The organism is Streptomyces griseorubiginosus (assembly GCF_001514195.1).
GTDB classification, from domain to species: Bacteria; Actinomycetota; Actinomycetes; order Streptomycetales; family Streptomycetaceae; genus Streptomyces; species Streptomyces griseorubiginosus.
Genome location: NZ_KQ948738.1, coordinates 294,376 through 311,402 on the forward strand (window position 1 = coordinate 294,376; position 17,027 = coordinate 311,402).

12 protein-coding genes and 1 pseudogene are annotated in these 17,027 nt (G+C 70.1%); 4 read left to right on the forward strand and 9 right to left on the reverse strand.

All coding sequences use genetic code 11. The features are described from left to right. Positions 1-175: 175 nt before the first annotated feature. Entirely contained in the window at positions 176-1,438 is a 1,263-nt protein-coding gene (locus AQJ54_RS24070) for an MFS transporter (RefSeq protein WP_062240870.1), read from the reverse strand. Positions 1,439-1,694: 256 nt separating this feature from the next. Between AQJ54_RS24070 and AQJ54_RS24075 the strand changes: the two genes are divergently transcribed. After that, entirely contained in the window at positions 1,695-2,591 is an 897-nt protein-coding gene (locus AQJ54_RS24075) for a S1 family peptidase (RefSeq protein ID WP_248845428.1), read from the forward strand. 23 nt (positions 2,592-2,614) lie between these two features. On the opposite strand, the gene AQJ54_RS24080 is transcribed toward AQJ54_RS24075, so the two are convergent. After that, complete coding sequence (locus AQJ54_RS24080; protein ID WP_062240875.1) at positions 2,615-4,099, reverse strand: hypothetical protein; 1,485 nt, start codon at positions 4,097-4,099, stop codon at positions 2,615-2,617. A 194-nt stretch (positions 4,100-4,293) separates the two neighbouring features. Between AQJ54_RS24080 and AQJ54_RS24085 the strand changes: the two genes are divergently transcribed. Continuing rightward, the gene (locus AQJ54_RS24085; protein ID WP_062240877.1) at positions 4,294-7,224 is read left to right on the forward strand and encodes an AfsR/SARP family transcriptional regulator; all 2,931 of its coding nucleotides are present in this window, start codon (positions 4,294-4,296) and stop codon (positions 7,222-7,224) included. 173 nt (positions 7,225-7,397) lie between these two features. Here AQJ54_RS24085 and AQJ54_RS24090 read toward each other — a convergent pair whose 3' ends face one another. The 4 genes from AQJ54_RS24090 to AQJ54_RS24105 form a co-directional block, all read right to left on the reverse strand. Then, positions 7,398-8,972: a glycosyl hydrolase gene (locus AQJ54_RS24090; RefSeq protein WP_062240879.1), complete on the reverse strand. Its 1,575-nt coding sequence runs from the start codon at positions 8,970-8,972 to the stop codon at positions 7,398-7,400. 114 nt (positions 8,973-9,086) lie between these two features. Continuing rightward, positions 9,087-10,178, reverse strand: a complete 1,092-nt coding sequence (locus AQJ54_RS24095) for a hypothetical protein (protein ID WP_062240881.1) — start codon at positions 10,176-10,178, stop codon at positions 9,087-9,089. A 77-nt stretch (positions 10,179-10,255) separates the two neighbouring features. Next, the gene (locus AQJ54_RS24100; protein WP_062240883.1) at positions 10,256-10,597 is read right to left on the reverse strand and encodes a hypothetical protein; all 342 of its coding nucleotides are present in this window, start codon (positions 10,595-10,597) and stop codon (positions 10,256-10,258) included. Between the two features lie 323 nt (positions 10,598-10,920). Then, entirely contained in the window at positions 10,921-11,352 is a 432-nt protein-coding gene (locus AQJ54_RS24105) for a DUF4913 domain-containing protein (protein WP_062240884.1), read from the reverse strand. 155 nt (positions 11,353-11,507) lie between these two features. Here AQJ54_RS24105 and AQJ54_RS24110 point away from each other — a divergent pair, with 155 nt between their 5' ends. After that, entirely contained in the window at positions 11,508-12,956 is a 1,449-nt protein-coding gene (locus AQJ54_RS24110) for a hypothetical protein (RefSeq protein WP_062240885.1), read from the forward strand. A gap of 97 nt (positions 12,957-13,053) precedes the next feature. Here AQJ54_RS24110 and AQJ54_RS24115 read toward each other — a convergent pair whose 3' ends face one another. After that, a complete protein-coding gene (locus AQJ54_RS24115) occupies positions 13,054-14,781 on the reverse strand; it encodes a hypothetical protein (RefSeq protein ID WP_062240886.1) in 1,728 nt (575 codons plus the stop codon). Between the two features lie 188 nt (positions 14,782-14,969). Between AQJ54_RS24115 and AQJ54_RS24120 the strand changes: the two genes are divergently transcribed. Continuing rightward, positions 14,970-15,452, forward strand: a complete 483-nt coding sequence (locus AQJ54_RS24120; protein ID WP_248845429.1) for a DUF4913 domain-containing protein — start codon at positions 14,970-14,972, stop codon at positions 15,450-15,452. Between the two features lie 69 nt (positions 15,453-15,521). Here AQJ54_RS24120 and AQJ54_RS24125 read toward each other — a convergent pair. Together AQJ54_RS24125 and AQJ54_RS24130 are read right to left on the reverse strand one after the other, a co-directional pair. After that, positions 15,522-15,752: pseudogene (locus AQJ54_RS24125) on the reverse strand (C40 family peptidase); the annotation flags it as partial. A gap of 107 nt (positions 15,753-15,859) precedes the next feature. Next, a complete protein-coding gene (locus AQJ54_RS24130; RefSeq protein ID WP_062240888.1) occupies positions 15,860-16,894 on the reverse strand; it encodes a C40 family peptidase in 1,035 nt (344 codons plus the stop codon). Between the last annotated feature and the right edge of the window lie 133 nt (positions 16,895-17,027).

Below are 17,027 nucleotides of genomic sequence, written 5' to 3' on the forward strand. Positions count from 1 at the left end.
CGGTAGGTGTTCCTGCGGGCTCCGTGGCACCCATGGGCATGTCTCCCTGCGGTGGTACGCGACCGTGCTGGTGTACAGGCACTGCGAGTTGCCATCGTAGGGGCTGAGGGCCGGGCAAGGACCGGGGGCGCGTAGCGGCTGAGGGTTGGGCGCGCACCGATGGCCGGAATCGGCCCTACACGCAGTCGGCGGCCGCCGGGTCCGCGGTCCGTGCGGCCGGGCCGCCGAACCGGATGCCCTTCGCCTCTTTGCCGACGGCGCTCAGCAGGATGACGACCGCCAGGGCGGGCACGACGGTCCAGGTCATCGCCGCGGGATAGCCGTGCCGTTCGGCGAGGGCCTCCTGGATGGGCAGGTTGAGGGCGGCGATGAGATTGCCGAGCTGGTAGGTGACGCCGGGGTAGAAACCGCGGATCGCGTCCGGACTCATCTCGGTCAGGTGGGCGGGAATCACGCCCCAGGCCCCCTGGACGCACAGCTGCATCAGGAAGGAGGAGAGCATCAGCCAGCCCGTGGTCGTGGACAGCACGAAGAAGGGCACCACGACCAGGCCGGCGGCCGCCGCGATCATGATCGTGCGGCGGCGGCCCAGCCGCTCCGAGAAGGCGCCGAGCAGCGCGCCGCCGATGATGGCGCCGATGTTGTAGACGACGGCGATGGCGATGGAGGTGTCCGGGGACAGGCCCAGGCCCTTCTTCACGAAGGTCGGGTAGATGTCCTGGGTGCCGTGGGACATCCAGTTGAAGGCCGTCATCAGGGCCACCAGGTACACGAAGCGCCTGAGCACCGCCGGATTCCTGAACACCTGGTGGGCGGGGGTGCGGTTGAGCTTGACGCTCTTCTCCCAGACCTCGCTCTCCTCGACCCGGCTGCGCACCCACAGCGCGACCAGGGCGGGCACCAGGCTGAAGGCGAACAACCCGCGCCAGCCGAAGACGGGTTCGATGACGAAGAACGCCACGGCGGCGAGCAGGTACCCCAGCGAGTAGCCGCTCTGGAGCAGCCCCGACCAGAAACCGCGCCGCTCGGCGGGGATCTTCTCCATGGCGAGGGCCGCGCCCAGTCCCCACTCGCCGCCCATGCCGATGCCGTACAGCAGCCGAAGCACCAGCAGGACGGCGTAGTTGGGCGCGAAGGCGCAGGCGAAGCCGACGACCGAGTAGAAGACGACGTCGACCATGAGGGGCACCCGCCGGCCCCGGCGGTCCGCCCACATCCCGAAGACGAAGGCGCCGACCGGCCGCATCACGAGGGTGGCGGTGGTGAGGAAGGCCATGTCGGTGAGGGAGACGTGGAAGTCGTCCGCTATCTCGCTGTAGACGAGGACCACCAGGAAGTAGTCGAACGCGTCCATCGCCCAGCCCAGGTAGGCGGCGAGGAACGCGTTGCGCTGATCCCTGGTGAGACCTCGCGCCTGCTCCGAGACGGTCTTCAGCATGGCGGCCCTTCCCACGGTTCCGCCGGTCAGGCTAGGTCGGGGCAGCGAAGCACACAACGCAAACACCGGCAAAGCAAGAGCCACAATTGCCCCAAGAGGGCGCCCGATTCACCGTTCGCGCCGGGGAAGCGCGACCGAAGGCGCCCTATCCGTGCCGGGCGGGGGCGGGGACACTGGGGCGTCGGCACCGGCGTGACCCCGTCCACCGTCGCCGGTGCACCGGCGTGGCCCCGTCCACCGTCCTCGGGAGGCTTGCGTGACGAGAACTCGCCGTACCGGCTTCGGACGACCGCAGGTGATCGCCTCGGTGATCAGCCTGCTCCTGGCCGCCGCGCTCGCGGTGTCCGACGCGACCGCGGCGACGACGGCGGCGCCCGTCGCCCCCTCCGGTTCCTCGGTGACCGGCGCCGCTTCCGCCGTCGAGTCCCTCGGGATCGCCGGGACGAGTTGGGCGGTGGACGAACGCACCGGGAAGCTGAGGGTGTTCACCGACTCCACGGTCACGGCCGCGGAATTGGCCAAGGTCCGCCGGACCACCGGCCGTTGGGCGGGTACCGCCACCCTCGAACGGCTCGACGGCCGGCTGCGCACCCTCCTGTCTGGCGGCGACGGCGTCTACACGACCGGGTGGCGCTGCTCGGCCGGGGTCAACGTGCAGAGCGGCTCCACCTACTACTTCGTGACCGCCGGCCACTGCACGGACGGCGCGTCCACCTGGTACACCGGCTCCACCCTGACCACGACGGTCGGGTCCACCGTCGTCACCAGCTTCCCGGGCAACGACTACGGCGTCGTCCGGTACTCCAACCCGGCCGTCCCGCACCCCGGCACGATCGGCTCCGTCGACGTGACCGGCACCGCGACGGCCCGCGTCGGCCAGAGCGTCTGCCGCCGCGGCTCCACCACGGGCGTCCGCTGCGGCGTGATCACCGGCCTGAACGCCTCCGTCAACTACGGCGGCGGAGACGTCGTGTCCGGCCTGATCCAGACGAACATCTGCGCGGAGCCCGGCGACAGCGGCGGCCCCCTCTACGCCGGAGACAAGGTCATCGGCATCCTCTCCGGCGGCTCCGGCAACTGCTCGACCGGAGGGACCACGTACTACCAGCCGATCCAGGAAGTGCTGGAGGCCTACGGGTTGTCGGTCTATTGAGGGTCAGCGTCTTCGTATGCGCTTCACAACCAGAGCTTGACCGCCTCGAGCCAGCGTGTGTTCTCCAGGGCGCCTCCGAAGATGTAGCCGGGGCGGGGCTGGGTGCAGTCTGCGCTGCCCCAGTCGTAGCCGTGGACCTTGGTCGAGCGGCAGAGTTGGCCGCTGCCGATGTTGATGGCGAAGCCCGTCATGTAGGGGGCGCTCGACTTCGTACTGCCGATGTAGTTGTTCTTGCCGTCGCCTATGACGGCCGTCCAGTGTGGCTTCCACTTGCCCCGGCCGTCGGTCGACTTCGCATCGTGGACGAAGGCGTTGGCGGCCGAGCCGGCTCCGCCGTACACCGCGATGTTGAGGGCCTTGATCGGATGCGTTCCGCTCGTCGTTCCGGCGAGGGTGCCGTCGCACACGGGTTTCTGCCAACCCTGCCCGGAGAGGTACGCGCGGTAGCAGATGTGCCGCCCGGACGGGTCGCTCCGGTGGAGCCGGTTCACCGCCGTGGCGGCGGTCTCCTGCGCGGGCTTCGCCGTCACGGTGGCCCGCGGTGGCCTCGCGGTCACGGTGACGGTGACCCCGCCCACGCCTCCGGCTCCCCCCTTCTCTTCTCCCTTCTTCTTCGGGGCCTTGGCACTCGCCGACGCTTTCGGCTTGGCGGACGGTGAGGCGGCTGTCGCACTGGGCGATGGCCGCACGGTCGAAGACGTGGCCGACGGGGTGTCCTCGGCCAGGGGAGTCTCTGTCTCCGTGCTCGAACGGGCTGTCTGCTTCTGACGCCCCCCGTCGTCCGATGCACTGCTGCCCAGGATCACCAGCGGAACGATGACCAGGGCGGCCACGCCGAGCGCCACCGGTCCTACGACCAGGGGCTTGTGGAGCAGACCGGGCGACTTGTACTCGTCGTCCGACTGACGCGTTCCGTTCCTCGGGGCGGCCTTCGGGGCGACCTTGGGGGCGACCTTGGGGGCCAGGCGGACGACGGGCGGGGGTGGCGCGGCGGGTCGCTGTTGGTGCTCCTGTGTGTACGGCTCGACGTCGAAGCCATCGTCTTCGTCCGCTTCGCCCGCTTCGTCTTCTTCGCCTTCGTCTTCTTCGCCTTCGTCCGCTTCGCCCGCTTCGGCTTCTTCGGCTTCTTCGGCTTCGTCCGCTTCGAGATCAGCAGGGTCGGGTACTGCTGCGGACACACCTACAGGGACTTCGGCGGGCTCCGGCAGCGCCTCCCGCTGTTCCAGAAGGCTGCTCGAACCGTCCGGGGCGACCTCGACGAACGCCACGTAGCCCGCGGAGGGGTCGGAGATGGTCGCCGTCACGCCGGCGTCCAGGTCCCGTGCGTATCCCTGGAGTCTGTCGAGGATCGCGGCGTCGACCGACTCTCCGTCCGCGACCTCGACGGGTTCTCCGTCGATGGTGGCCGAGCCGTCTCCGGAGATGACCACCGCGTGGCGTGGCCCCGGCACGAGGCGATCGCTCCCCGTGACCGGCTCGTCCGTCTCTTCCTCTTCACCCCGGCTCATGGCTCTTCCTTTCTGACGCGTCCCGGCCCAACGGCCCGATCGGGGACGGTGTGGCGGTCCCCGGGTAGCGCAACGGGCGCTCGTTCGGGAATGGTTCAATCCCGCCGACCAGCAAATTGCGGCGATCCGACCACGAGGTGACATTCCGTCAGGGGGCGCGTGGGGCGGGATGGATGTTGAGTACAGTCCTGGGGATGAACGGCTACGAGACTTCCGTGCGTTTCGCCGTCCTGGGGCCGGTCCGGGCCTGGCGCGGCGAACAGGAACTGAACCTTGGTTCGCCACAGCAGCGGGCCGTCCTGGCAGCGCTGCTGCTGCGGAGCGGACGCGCTGTCGCACTCTCCGAACTCCTCGACGCGGTCTGGGGCGAGGAGCAGCCCGCGGCCGCGGTGTCGGTGCTCCGGACCTATGTGTCGCGCCTGCGCAAGGTGATCGATTCGGGGCGGGAGGTGACCGGAGCCGGGAGTGTGGTGGTGTCGGTCGGGGACGGGTATCTGATCCGTGTGCCGGAGGACGGCCTGGATCTCAGTGTGTTCGAGCAACGGGTCACGGAAGCGAGGAAGCAGCGCGCCGCCGGGGACCTGTCCGCCGCCGCCGAACTGCTGCGCGCGGCGCTCGACGGATGGCAGGGCGGGGCACTGGCCGGTCTCCCCGGCCCCCTGGCCGAGTCCGAGAGCTCCCGGCTGAACGAGGAGCGTTTGGTCGCGCTGGAGACCTGGCTGGAGATCGAAGTCGAACGCGGACGCCACAGCGACGTCGTCGCCGAACTGATCGCGTTGACCGGTCAGTACCCGCTGCGGGAGCAGCTGTGCCGACTGCTCATGCTGGCGCTCTACCGGTCCGGGAGGCAGGCCGAGGCACTGGCGGCCTACCGCAGTACGCGGAGCACCCTGGTCACCGAGCTGGGCATCGAACCCGGTACGCCGCTTCAGGACCTGCACGACCGCATACTGGCGGCCGACGCGTCCCTGGACGCCCCTTCGCCGGGGCGGCCGGTGCCGCCGGCCCCTGCGGTGCCCCCCGCATTACCCGACGCTTCACCCCCCGTCTTACCCGCGGGCCGTCCGGCCCAACTGCCCGCAGACTTGCCGACGTTCGTCGGCCGGCACGCCGAACTCGACCGAGCTCGCGCCCTGTTGTCCGGCCAGGACGACGCCCCGGCCACCGTGGTGATCAGCGCGATCGGCGGTATGGCCGGCATCGGCAAGACCACCCTGGCCGTGCACTGGGCGCACGAGATGGCCGACCGCTTCCCCGACGGACAGCTCTACCTCAATCTGCGCGGCTTCGACCCGACCGGCTCCCTGGTGACGCCGGACGAGGCCATCCGTACGCTTCTCGGCGCACTCGGCGTCCCGCCGATGCGGATCCCCGCCGGCCTCGACGCCCAGACGGCGCTCTACCGCAGCATGCTCGCCCAGCGGCGGATGCTGATCCTGCTCGACAACGCCCGTGACACCGACCAGGTCCGCCCCCTGCTGCCCGGTTCCTCCCGCAGCCTGGTCATCGTCACCAGCCGCAACCAGCTCACCGGCCTGGTCGCCGGTGAGGGGGCCCATCCGCTGCCGCTGGACCAGCTGAGCTCCGCCGAGGCCCACGACCTCCTGGCCCGCCGGCTCGGCACCGACCGGCTGGCGGCGGAACCTCAGGCCACGAACGAGATCATCGCCCGGTGCGCCCGGCTGCCGCTCGCGCTGGCCATCGTCGCCGCCCATGCCGTCGCGCACCCCGGCTTCCCGCTCAGCGCCATCGCCGGGGAACTGCGCGACAGCCACGGCAGCCTCGACGCCTTCGCCTCCGGCGACGACATCAGCACCGACGTACGGGCGGTCTTCTCCTGGTCGTACAAAGCGGTGTCGGATCCCGCCGCGTGTCTGTTCCGCCTGCTGGGGCTGCACTCCGGACCTGACATCTCCGCACCGGCCGCCGCGGCCCTCGCCGGGCTCCCGCTGCGGGAGGTGCGCGCCCTGCTCGTCGAGCTCACCCGCGCTCACCTGCTGACCGAACACTTCCCGGGCCGCTACACCCTGCACGACCTGTTGCACGTCTACGCCACCGAACGGGTCCACGCCGAGGAGACGCCTCCGGAGCGGGAGCGAGCCCTGGGGCGGCTGCTCGCCTGGTACCTGCACACCGCTGACGCCGCCTACCCGCACATCACCCCGCACCGTCGCCGGATCCCCCTCGAACCGCTGCCCGACCTGTGCACGCCCCTGGAGTTCACGACGCACGACCAGGCCCTGGACTGGTGCGAGACCGAGCGGGCCAACCTGGTCGCCGCGGTCCACCAGGCGGCGGAGTCCGGGCGGTCCGGTGTCGCATGGCGTCTGCCTGCCGTGCTGTGGGGGTTCTTCTACCTCCGCAGCCATACGCACGACTGGGTGGACACCGCGCGGACGGGCCTGGCCGCGGCCAATGCCGCCGGCGACCGCCGGGGCAGGGCTCAAGGCCTCGCGGACCTGGCCGCCGCGCTGCGCGGCTCGAGCCGGTTCGAGGAGGCCATCGACCACTTGCGCCGGGCGATGGTCGCCTACCGGGATCTCGGGGACACGGAGGGCAGGGCGTCGGCCGTGACCAATCTGGGCGACTCCTATCTCCAGAGCGGCCGGCTCGACAAGGCCGCGGAGTACATCCGCCGCGGCCTGGCCGTCGAACGGGTCATCGGCAGCCCCTGGGGAGTGGGAATCTGCCTGAGCAACCTCGGCGACGTCTACCAGCGGCAGGGCCGGTTCGACGAGGCCATCGGCTGTCTGGAGGAGGCGTTGATCGTGCTGCGCGCCAGCGCCAACCCCTGGGTCGAAGGCGTCGCCCTCGACATCCTCGGTACGGCCCATCGCCGCCTCCAGCGCTACGAGGAGGCCGTCGACTACTACCACCAGGCCCTCAGGACGCACCGGGACGTCGGCAACCGGTGGGGAGAGGGCCACACGCTGGGCAACCTCGGTGACGCCCAACTGGCCGCCGGCGAGCCGGAGGCCGCCCGCGACAGCTGGCGTCAGGCACTGGCGATCTTCGTGGAGTTCGACCATCAGGACGCCGCGAAGATCCGTGAGCGCCTCGGCAGGCCGGCGGACGCACCGCCGGACGCGGAGGCGCGATCCGCAGCGTCGAAGCGCGCCGCCTGACCCGGGCCGCAGACCGGTCACGGCCTGGCCGTGGCCCCAGGGGGGAACGGGGACACGGCCAGGCTGCACCAGTACAACAGGTGGGAGGTCAGGACGGTTCACCTCTCCGTTCGGATGGTTCACCTCTCCGTTCAGACGGTTCACTTCTCCGTTCGGACGGTTCGCCTCCCCGTTCAACTCGCGTCCTGGTACACACGGCCGCTGGCGTTGGCGGTCGTGCCGTCGTAGAGGCCGGTCGGGCTGGTCACCGTGGACAGCGTGAACCACGCGTAGCGCTCCACGAAGCCCAGGCTGTCCAGCATCCGTGTCGAGGACTTGATGAAGTCGGTCTGTTCCTGCTCGCCGGGATAGCGGGGGGTGTCCTGGGAGAAGTCGATCAGGCCGTACTCGGTCAGCCAGACCGGCTTGTGGTAGCGGTCCCAGACGGCTTGCAGATAGCCGCGCAACTGGTCGGTCGCGTCCGGGCCGAAGTCGGAGCCGTACCAGTGCACAGGGATGAAGTCGACGCGCAGGTTGCGGTCGGCGGCTCCCTTCATGAAGCGGTCCAGCCAGCCGCCGTCCAGGTCGGCGCCGGCGGCGACCGCGGGTGCGCCCAGGCGCAGGCCGGTGGCCTCCAGCCGGGGCCACAGATCGAGGGCCTGCTCGGGCGTCATGTTCGCCTGCTTGGGGTTGTCGGGTTCGTTGAATCCGAGCAGTTCCTTGGTGCCGCCCTGCGTCGCGGCGCTCAGTTCGGCGTCGGTGACGGAGCCGGGGCCCCAGATCATCGGGACGTAGTCGACGCCGTCCGGCTTGGTGACCGCGCCGGTGGAGGAGGCCCAGTTGAGGTACCAGGAGGCGCCCGAGGCGGCAAGCGCCTGGGAGGCGCCGTCGACGGGGTTGAGGCTGACGCCCTTGCGGGCCGGGGCGGCTGTGGGGGCGGGGGCGGGCTGGGCGGTGGCGGGGTCGGCCGGGGCGGTGGTACCGGTCCCGAAGGCGACGGTCAGTCCGCTGCACCTGATGCACTGGTACATGACCTTGTTCCCCGGCTCGGCGTCCTGCTTCGACCAGGCGTACGCCGTCGGGCACTTCTGGTTGACCATGTCGCTGTACGGGGTCTTGGCGTCCCGGTTCGGGTTGGTGCACACCAGCGGATGGCCTGCCGGGTCCTTCGTCAGGTTGTCGGCGGGGCAGGCGGACAGCAGGTCCTCGGCACAGCCCGCGACCGCGCACTCGCCGCTCGCGGGAGGCGTCAGGCCGTTCGGCGTGATGGTGATGGGCGCGGCGACGGCGTCGACGTAGCTGACGTCGTACCAGGGCGCCGCGGAGTCGGCCGGGTCGAAGTTGAACTCCGCCAGTCCGGTCGGCTGTTGGCCGAGGGAGCAGTGGTCGGCGTACGGTCCGCAGTCGCCCACGACGCAGTGGAACGTGCTCCCCTCGTCACCACTGCATCCCTGGCGGGCGAAGAAGGTGCCGCGCCAGTGCCCGGCGCCCTCGTGTTCGGGAACGCGGATCGTGGCGGACTGGCCCGGGTCCAGCACCGGCAGTCCGGTAATCGCGGTCGAACCGTCCGCGTTGACCTCGCTGCCGACCCAGATACGGCTGCTGGTGCGGTTCTGCAGGGTGATGGTGTGGTCGGCCACGTCTGCGGCCGGGGTTCCGTCGATGTTCGTACCGCTGCCGGCCCGGTGGGTCTGGATGGCTACGGCGGTGCCGGTGACTCCGACGATGACCAGGAGCAGGGCGAGGAGGAACGAGGTGCGTCTGCGCACAGGGCGGGCCTCTCCGTTGGGGTGGGGTCGTGCGGCTCGACCGGTGACCGGTTCTCGCCGCCGGTGGCACGACGGATGGGAGGTGGCGGACGGTTCATCCGGCGACGGAAGCCCTCATCGCCGCATGGTCGGGGGTGCCTTCTGAACAATGGGTCTGGTTCCGGCGGGAGTTGCCGGGGTCGCGCGCGGGGTGACGGGCGAGACGGGGGTGGGAGTGTTGCGCAGGACGTCCAGTCCGGCTTCGTCGAGAACGTGCGGCCGGAACGGTCCATCGGGCGACGTCGGAGTCATGGGGCTGAGGCCCATGTCGTCCAAGGGGGCATCGATGAGATGCGCCGACGCCTGCTGTGCGGTGAGGGCGTTGCTGTCATGGGCACTGGTGTCGCCGTGCGGGCTGACGGTGGCGTTGCGGAGCTGCTCCGCCACTTCGAAGGCGTGGCTGTCGACCGACTCGGCCTCCCACGGCAGGTCCTCCCGGTTCAACGGGAGCCGTATCGCCCCGTGTTCGGGGACCGGGTCATCGAAGGCGTCCACGTCGGGTTTCCCTTCCAGCAGCTCCCGCACCTGCGCGTTGGCGGCGTACCGCGCGACGGTCGGTATGCGCTCCGGGTACTTCTCGTAGGCCTCCTTCCACCTCTCGTCGGACAGGACTAGACGCATGATCTCGTTCTCGAAGGCCTCGTGTTCTAGCGTCGGATTCGTCCAGCCGGGTCCTCCGGTCCGCTCGGCGTGGGCCAGCTGCCCGCGGGCGCCCTCCTGGGCGATGGTCAGCAGCGCCAACTCCTCCGGGGACAGCCTCTGTTGCGAGGTCTCCCTCGACATCACCCGGCTCCGGTCCCCCGCCTGAGCGTACGGCTGCCCTTCCCCGCCGTACGCGTGCGCGGCCTGCTCGGGTGACAGGCCGGGGCCCTCGTCGCCGGGCAGCGCGAAGTAGTCCCCGCCCGACCCTGACGAGGATCTGCCCAGGGCACGGTTCACCACGCGGCGCAGTGAGTTCCACAAGTCCCCGATGAGCCGGTCGACTTCGGCCGAGAAGCGCGCCGCGGAATCGTAGGCGCCGTCGAAGATCCGCCCGATCCCCCGGCCGAGTCTCCGGCCGACCCGGCCGACCCGGCCGACCCGGCCGAGGGACGATTCCTGTGCCGGTCCAGGGGGATTCTTCCTCACCTCGTTCGGCTGCCGGCCTGCCCCGCTGTCGAACGCCACGTCGTCTCTCCTTCACATCAAAGGCGCCGCCCGGAGCCCGGACGAGGCCCGCACGGTCCGCTGCCGCGGCCCGTGGCTCACCGGTCGGCGGGCACCGCGTCGGGCAGGATCCGGGCCGGAGTCGTGACCGTGGAGTCGTAGGACGGCCGCACCGCCGCCGGCGACGCCGGTTCGAACCCTGCGGGCAGGAGCAGCAGCCGGGCCGGCAGCGGGACTTCGGGCGGCCTCGGTGCGTCGCCGGCCGTGCGCGGCAGGTCCCGGCGGGGGTAGAGCCCCGCCGCGTCCGCGCCGGGCCGGCGCCGTCGCAGCAGCCCGCCCGGCGCGAACCGGCCGGCACCGGTGACAGGCCGGTCCTGGTGCTCGGTCACCCGGTCGAGGGCGGCGCCGGGCGCGTCGCACGGAGCGCCTCCGCACCCCATGGATCCGCACCCCATGGCTCCGCACCCCATGGCTCCGCACCCCAAGTCTGCGCACCCCATGGCTCCGCACCTCCGCGCCAAGTGCCCGCACTCACGGGGCACGGCTGCGTTTCCTTCGGACATGTGCGTTCCTCCCCGATCCGCCGACCGGCCTCGGTCGGCCGCGCACCGACGCCGATGCACGATGCCCAACGGATCCGGCACGCCGAACGGTTCAACGGCGGTGTCGGAGCTGAACCGTTCATCTGACGCACGCCGTGGGGCCGCCCGACCGAGCGCGCCCCAGTGCCCGTCACGCATCTCGGAGAGAGGCGGTGGACCGTTCAGCCGGGGTACTGGTCCATGCCCGGCGCCTCCTTGGCGCGATGGGCGCCGGGCTTGCAGCCGGCGAACGGGCCCTGGGGATCCCGAAGCGCGGCCATGATGTGCGTGAGGTAGTCGCGGTGCCAGGTCGCGGGTCCGGTTCCGGCGGACTCGGGGCCGGTCAGCTCCTGCCAGGCCATCCACAGCCCGTACAGCTGCGCCACCGCTTCCTTGTGCTCCCACCAGCGGTTGCACCAGGGGGCGTTGGAGGTGACCTCCCTGCCGTACACGGGCAGCAGCAGGTGACGCACCCACAAGGTCAGGCGGTTCAGGCCGTCCTGGTACTCGGGACCGTCCATGTAGAGGATGAAGGCGGGCTGCTTCGGCTGCTCCGTCGTCGACTGCCCCTTCTGCGGCTGCTCTTGCGTCGTCTCCGGCGCGAGGGTGGTCATGTCTGTGCTCCGTAGGCTCGATGGGCTTCTCGTCACCAGCACGACGGGGCGACGCGACTCCCGGTTCAGTCCAGGTGTTGAACCTCCTGACGTGCGCGCTCCGTTGTGTGTGGCAGCCGGTGGCACCAGGCCACCGGGGCAGGAAGGAATGGGACATGCCTCTTCAGGATCCGGCGAACGAGCCCGAGGCGGTCCAGATGATCTGGTTCGGCGAGGAGATGAGCCAGAGCGCGAAGGCGGGCCTGCGGGAGCTGAGTCTCAGGTTCCCGAACTCGAAGAAGGAGCTCGTGGTGATGCCGCGGAGCCGTCCCGGGGAAGCCGGGCAGCAGCGGCGTGCGGAGCTGATGGCCGGATACCGCGAGGAGGCGGAGCAGTACGGCGTCGAGGTGGTGAACGTCCGTGGCCGGACCGCTCAGCTGGCCAAGGCCGTCGAGGGCAAGTACACCGCGGACACCATCAACGACATCTACACCATGGAGATGAGCAACCACGGCTACATCGCCGCGAAGGACCTGACCCAGTACCTGCTGCGCGGCACCGGCACCGGCCTCACCCTGGACCTGTCGCACCACCACATGACGGGCGAGGAGTGGGACGCGGTCCAGGCCGACCCCAACTTCTCCGAGGCCGTGGTGGCGCCGGTGGACTTCTCCACCGCGGAACTGAAGATCGTCGACCTCTCGCACGGCCAGGACGCCAACTACCGGCATGTCCTGCACGCGGGTTACCAGGCGCTCTCGGAGCGGCACGACGAGGCCGGCATCGACTACCAGATGATGCCGCACCTCGATGTCTTCGCCATGTACACCCGAGAGGGCACCCGGGGACAGCAGGTGGCGCAGGCCGCCGCGAGCCAGTACATCGGCTATCTGGCCCAGATGTCCCAGGACGAGGTGCGCAAGGGGAACGTCACCTTCCGGCCGAACGACACCAGCACGCGGTTCCGGCCCGAGACCATCAACCTCGCGGACAACAACCTCCTGGCCGCCAAGTACAACACCCAGGACCCGGGCCGCGCCGACATCATCGGCCGGATGGCGGTCAGCGCCCTCGCCGACGGCATCCACCTCGTCTACGGCGAAGCGGTGACGCCGCCCGGCGGGACCTCCGCGGACATGCCGGTCATCAACGTACGCCCCGAGGTGATGAGCGACATCAGCATGCGGGCGTTCCAGGTCGGCAACTCCCGTGTCCTGCCGCAGCTGAGCCTGGGCAAGACGAACCAGGGCGAGTGGCGTACGGACGCCACGAACGACCCGGGCGACCTGAGCCGGATCCACGGCGAGCGGGTCACCCTCGTCCAGGCCGCCAACCTCGGGGTCAGGCAGGCGGCCGAGATGGGCTTCGAAGGACTGAACAAACCGTCGCGCATCACCTACGACGTGCACCGCCAGGCCCGTTCGGAAGGCGGCTCGCCGATCCGCACACCGAGTCCGGCCTCCTCCGAAGGGGAGGGCATGAGCCAGATCGCGGCCGGTGTGGCCAATCTCCAGATGCCCCGGACTCCGTCCCCGGAGGGGTCGAACCCGACCGGCAAGGTTTCCGAGCAGCCGCGGCCCCCGGTGCACCGGGCGGCGACCACCGGGATGCCGGCCGGACGCTAGAGCCGAAACCAAGGGGGTGGGCGGCGAGACCGACAAGGTCTCGCCGCCCACCCCCTTCGTCATTTCCTGAACCGTGCCGGCCAGGAGGGGCAGGTGGTCAGCGGCGGGGTCCCTTCGACGCCCCCGCGAGCCACTTCAACGCGGCGGACGGCTCCTTCTTGTTCTTGCCACCCCCGCCACCCCCGCTCTTCTTCGGCTTGGAGGCCGATTCCGCCGGGGCCGGCGCCGGCTGCTCGAACTCCTTCGGACTGGGAGTCCTGTTCCCCACCGATACCCCGCCCTCCGAGGACGAGTACCCCAGCGGGACACCGCCGCCCGAGGAGTCGGAGTAGGAGGAGGCACTCCCCAGAGGGACGCCTCCAGAGGAATGGGAGGCGGCGTACCCCGTGTTGTCGTAGGTGCTGGCAGTGGGGTTGAACTTCTGGATGCCCTGGACCGGCGCCGCAGCACCGTAGGACGCCATCAAGGCCGGATCGACGCCGTAGCGGCTCGTCGGGAAGGGGGACTGCGCCGTCGTCTGAGGGAAGTACCCGGCGTGGGGAGCTGCCGTCCGCGGAGAGACGTCCCCGCTGGAAGGACCGTAGGGGGACATCCTGGACATGCCCTGGGTCAGCTGCTCGGTGTTCCATGCCTCGGTGGCCGCACTCATCCGCCGCTGCTGCTGCTGCGACTCGAAGATCGCGATCTTCTCCCGCAGCGACTGCTTGCCCGCTTCCAGCGCCGCCATCTCGTTCAGGACGTTCACCCTGGTCAGGTCGTCTCCCGTCAGCCCCTCGGTGCTCAGCAGAACACCGCCACCGGATGACGCCCTGGACAGTTCTTCCGGACTTACCGAGATGTCCGCTCCGGCGGCGTACGGGTCCGACATGCACACGACCGCGGTCGGATCGTCGAACACCTCGTGGAAGCTTTCGAGCCGTACGCCGCCTGACGAGCTGCTCTGTCCCGAACTGCTCGGAGAACTGGACGAACTGCTGGCGTTCCGCGCCTTCTCCTTGCCACGCCACCGGTTCTGCTTGTCCGCGAAGTCGGAGTCCGGGGACGGGATCCGGTCGAATGTTCCCTGGGAGTGGACGTTGAAGCTTTCCCTTGTCGTCAGTGACCAATTGGCCGAGTCCTCGGATTCGTTCCTCCAGCCCATGAGCTTGACGTGCATGTGGGGAACCTTCCCCGCCTTGATCATCTTCTCCAGGTGCGGCCACTCGTACCGCGACAGCACGCTGCTCGCCACCCGCCCGCCGAGCATGATCGCCTTGACGGGTCCCGGCCCTTCGGCGCCGTCCACGTAGTGGTCGGACATCTGCGTCCAGAGCCGGGCCTGCACCGGAGCGTCCGACCACCTCTCGAAACCGAAGTTCTTGCCGTTGAGGATCTCTCCAGGAGGTGAGGACTCCAGAATCATGCCCCCGTCCTCCGCCGCCTTCTTCGCCGGATAGTACGGTTCCGTCTTGCTCCACAGGTACTTGTGCCGCCTGGCCTCGTTCGCGATCTGTGTCAGCTTGCTGGTGAAGGCACTGGTGAAACGCCCGGCCTTGCTGATGCTCGTCCTGTGTTCCTTGTACGCGTCCCTCCATTTCTGCGCCGGGACATGCAGCGCGTTCAGGCGGTCGAACTGGGCCATCAGGTCGTCCGCGGCGGTGCCGGCCCAGTTCTCGTTGGGTGTGTGCCCCTGCTCGATCCAACGACCGTTCTCGGACAGCTGGTGCATGTAGCCGTCGAACGCCCGCATGAACGTGGGGTCCTTGTGCAGCCCGTACTTCTCCAGCCGTTTCCTTACGGCTGTTTCATCCGCGTTGAATTGAGCCCGATCGAACGTCGCCACCATGGCGAGGCCCTCCTCTTCGGAGATTCGGCTGATCCGATTCCGCCGCAAGGGCGGTCTCGGTGTTGGAACGGCCCCCCGCTGCCTCGCGGTTCAGCTCGTCAAGGAATTCGGTGAACCGGGTGCCGGGCCCATGCGTTGCAGCCAGAAAAAGAGCCGCCCTTCACCACCGCACGTCAGAGAGGACAGCCATGACGACGGTCCCCACATCCGACGCGGGGCTCCGGACACATGCGCCGGAGGGACCCCGTGCCGATGCTCCGCAACAGCCCTCCACTCCGAAGTTCATCCTCTATGCGGAGGGGCCCGAATACGGCCGGTCGCTGCGCCAGTTGACCCTGTGGGTGCATCACGTGCTGCTGCCGGTCTACGGCCGCGAGGTCACCTCCCAGGCCCCGTGGTGCTCCCGCTGGTGGGAGCACCCGGAGGCGGTGGCCCAGTTGCACGGGCTGTGGCTCGCCTGGGCGGAGTTGAGCGACACCGCCTCCGAGTCCGGCATGACCGGGCCTGCCGGCTGGCACCGCGACTACCTGAACCCGACCATGCAGATCCTGCGGGACCCGGCAGGCCCCTTCGCCGGTTGCAAGCCGGGCTCGCACCGCTCGAAGCAGGCTCCGCCCGTTGACCTGGTCGATCCGTTCGCACCGCCGCCTCAGCCGCCCGGCAAGGACTGACGGACGCCGGGTAAGCGACGACGAGGGGCGGACTCCGACGGTCCGCCCCTCGTCGTCGCGTACCCCGTGTCACGCGTCCGGCCGCACCACCCCCAATATCTGCATCGAGGCCGCCGGAGACTCGTACACGTACCGCCCCGGTCGCGGCGCGGAGATGATGTTCCCGCCCCCGGCGTAGATCGCCACATGGCTCGCGTCGGAGAAGTAGATGATCAGGTCCCCGGGGCGCATGTCCTCGACGGGGACGTGCTTCAGCTGGGCCCACTGCATTTCCGACGTGCGGGGGATGGTGACGCCCGCCGTTCGCACCGCCGCCTCAGCCGCCCGGCAAGGACTGACGGACGCCGGGTAAGCGACGACGAGGGGCGGACTCCGACGGTCCGCCCCTCGTCGTCGCGTACCCCGTGTCACGCGTCCGGCCGCACCACCCCCAATATCTGCATCGAGGCCGCCGGAGACTCGTACACGTACCGCCCCGGTCGCGGCGCGGAGATGATGTTCCCGCCCCCGGCGTAGATCGCCACATGGCTCGCGTCGGAGAAGTAGATGATCAGGTCCCCGGGGCGCATGTCCTCGACGGGGACGTGCTTCAGCTGGGCCCACTGCATTTCCGACGTGCGGGGGATGGTGACGCCCGCCGCAAGCCACGCCTGGCTCGTGAGGCCGGAGCAGTCGAAGGAGTCGGGTCCCTCGGCGCCCCAGACGTAGGGCTTGCCGATCTGCCGGGCGGCGAAGGCGAGGGCCTTCCGGCCGGCGGCCGTCGCGTCGGTGCCGACCTTGTCGAGGATGCCCGTGCTCTCCCACTTCGCCTGGGCCCGGTCGGACTCCTGCTTCTCCAGGGCGGCGAGACGGGCCCGCTCCTTCGCCGCCAGCGAGGACTCCAACGCCTTCGCCTCGGCGATGTGGCGCTCGATCGTCCTGCGCTGCGTCGCCATCGCGCGACGGCTCGCCCGCAACCGCTCCAGTTCCGCCGCCGCCTCGTCCGTGCGGGTGCGCAGGGCGGACTTCGTCGTCTTCAGCTCGGTCAGCAGGTTCTGTGCGTTCTGCTGGGCCTGGAGCGCCAACCCCGCGTTGTCCAGGGCCCGGGAGGGGTCACTGGCCAGCGCGAACTGGAGCTCGGCCGGCACACCGCCGGCGCGGTACTGGGCCCTGGCCGTCGCGCCGGCGGCGGAGTTGAGGCGGGTCAGCTTGGCCTCGGCCGCGCGGACCTGGGCGTCGAGTGCACTGACCCGTCTCGTCTGTGCCTTCACCTTGCCGTCGGCCGCGTTGTACTTGTCGGTCGCCACCTCCGCCTGGTGGTACAGGCTCTCCAGTTCGTTCTGTACCTCGGTGAGGGTCCGAGGGTCGGCTCGGGCGCCCTGTTGGCTCGCCGCGGTCAGGGCGCAGGCCAGGGCGACGGCTGTCGCCGCCCGGTAGCCGTGTCTGCGCAGGGGCCGTCTCATCTGGGCCGAAGCTCCCTTCGTGGGCATGGGTGTGGATGCGTACGCACAACGGGCGCCGCCTGTACGGCGGTTCAGCGGGGCGGTGGCGGCGTGAACCGGTGGCGGGGTGCGGACGTGAACCCGTCGCGCGCGG

Excerpts from the sequence above, each read along its gene's own strand:
- AQJ54_RS24105 (WP_062240884.1), bottom strand. The coding sequence starts at position 11,352 with ATGACCACCCTCGCGCCGGAGACGACGCAAGAGCAGCCGCAGAAGGGG.
- AQJ54_RS24110 (WP_062240885.1), top strand. The coding sequence starts at position 11,508 with ATGCCTCTTCAGGATCCGGCGAACGAGCCCGAGGCGGTCCAGATGATC.
- AQJ54_RS24085 (WP_062240877.1), top strand. The coding sequence starts at position 4,294 with ATGAACGGCTACGAGACTTCCGTGCGTTTCGCCGTCCTGGGGCCGGTC.
- AQJ54_RS24070 (WP_062240870.1), bottom strand. The coding sequence starts at position 1,438 with ATGCTGAAGACCGTCTCGGAGCAGGCGCGAGGTCTCACCAGGGATCAG.
- AQJ54_RS24080 (WP_062240875.1), bottom strand. The coding sequence starts at position 4,099 with ATGAGCCGGGGTGAAGAGGAAGAGACGGACGAGCCGGTCACGGGGAGC.
- AQJ54_RS24115 (WP_062240886.1), bottom strand. The coding sequence starts at position 14,781 with ATGGTGGCGACGTTCGATCGGGCTCAATTCAACGCGGATGAAACAGCC.
- AQJ54_RS24120 (WP_248845429.1), top strand. The coding sequence starts at position 14,970 with ATGACGACGGTCCCCACATCCGACGCGGGGCTCCGGACACATGCGCCG.
- AQJ54_RS24130 (WP_062240888.1), bottom strand. The coding sequence starts at position 16,894 with ATGAGACGGCCCCTGCGCAGACACGGCTACCGGGCGGCGACAGCCGTC.
- AQJ54_RS24100 (WP_062240883.1), bottom strand. The coding sequence starts at position 10,597 with ATGGGGTGCGGAGGCGCTCCGTGCGACGCGCCCGGCGCCGCCCTCGAC.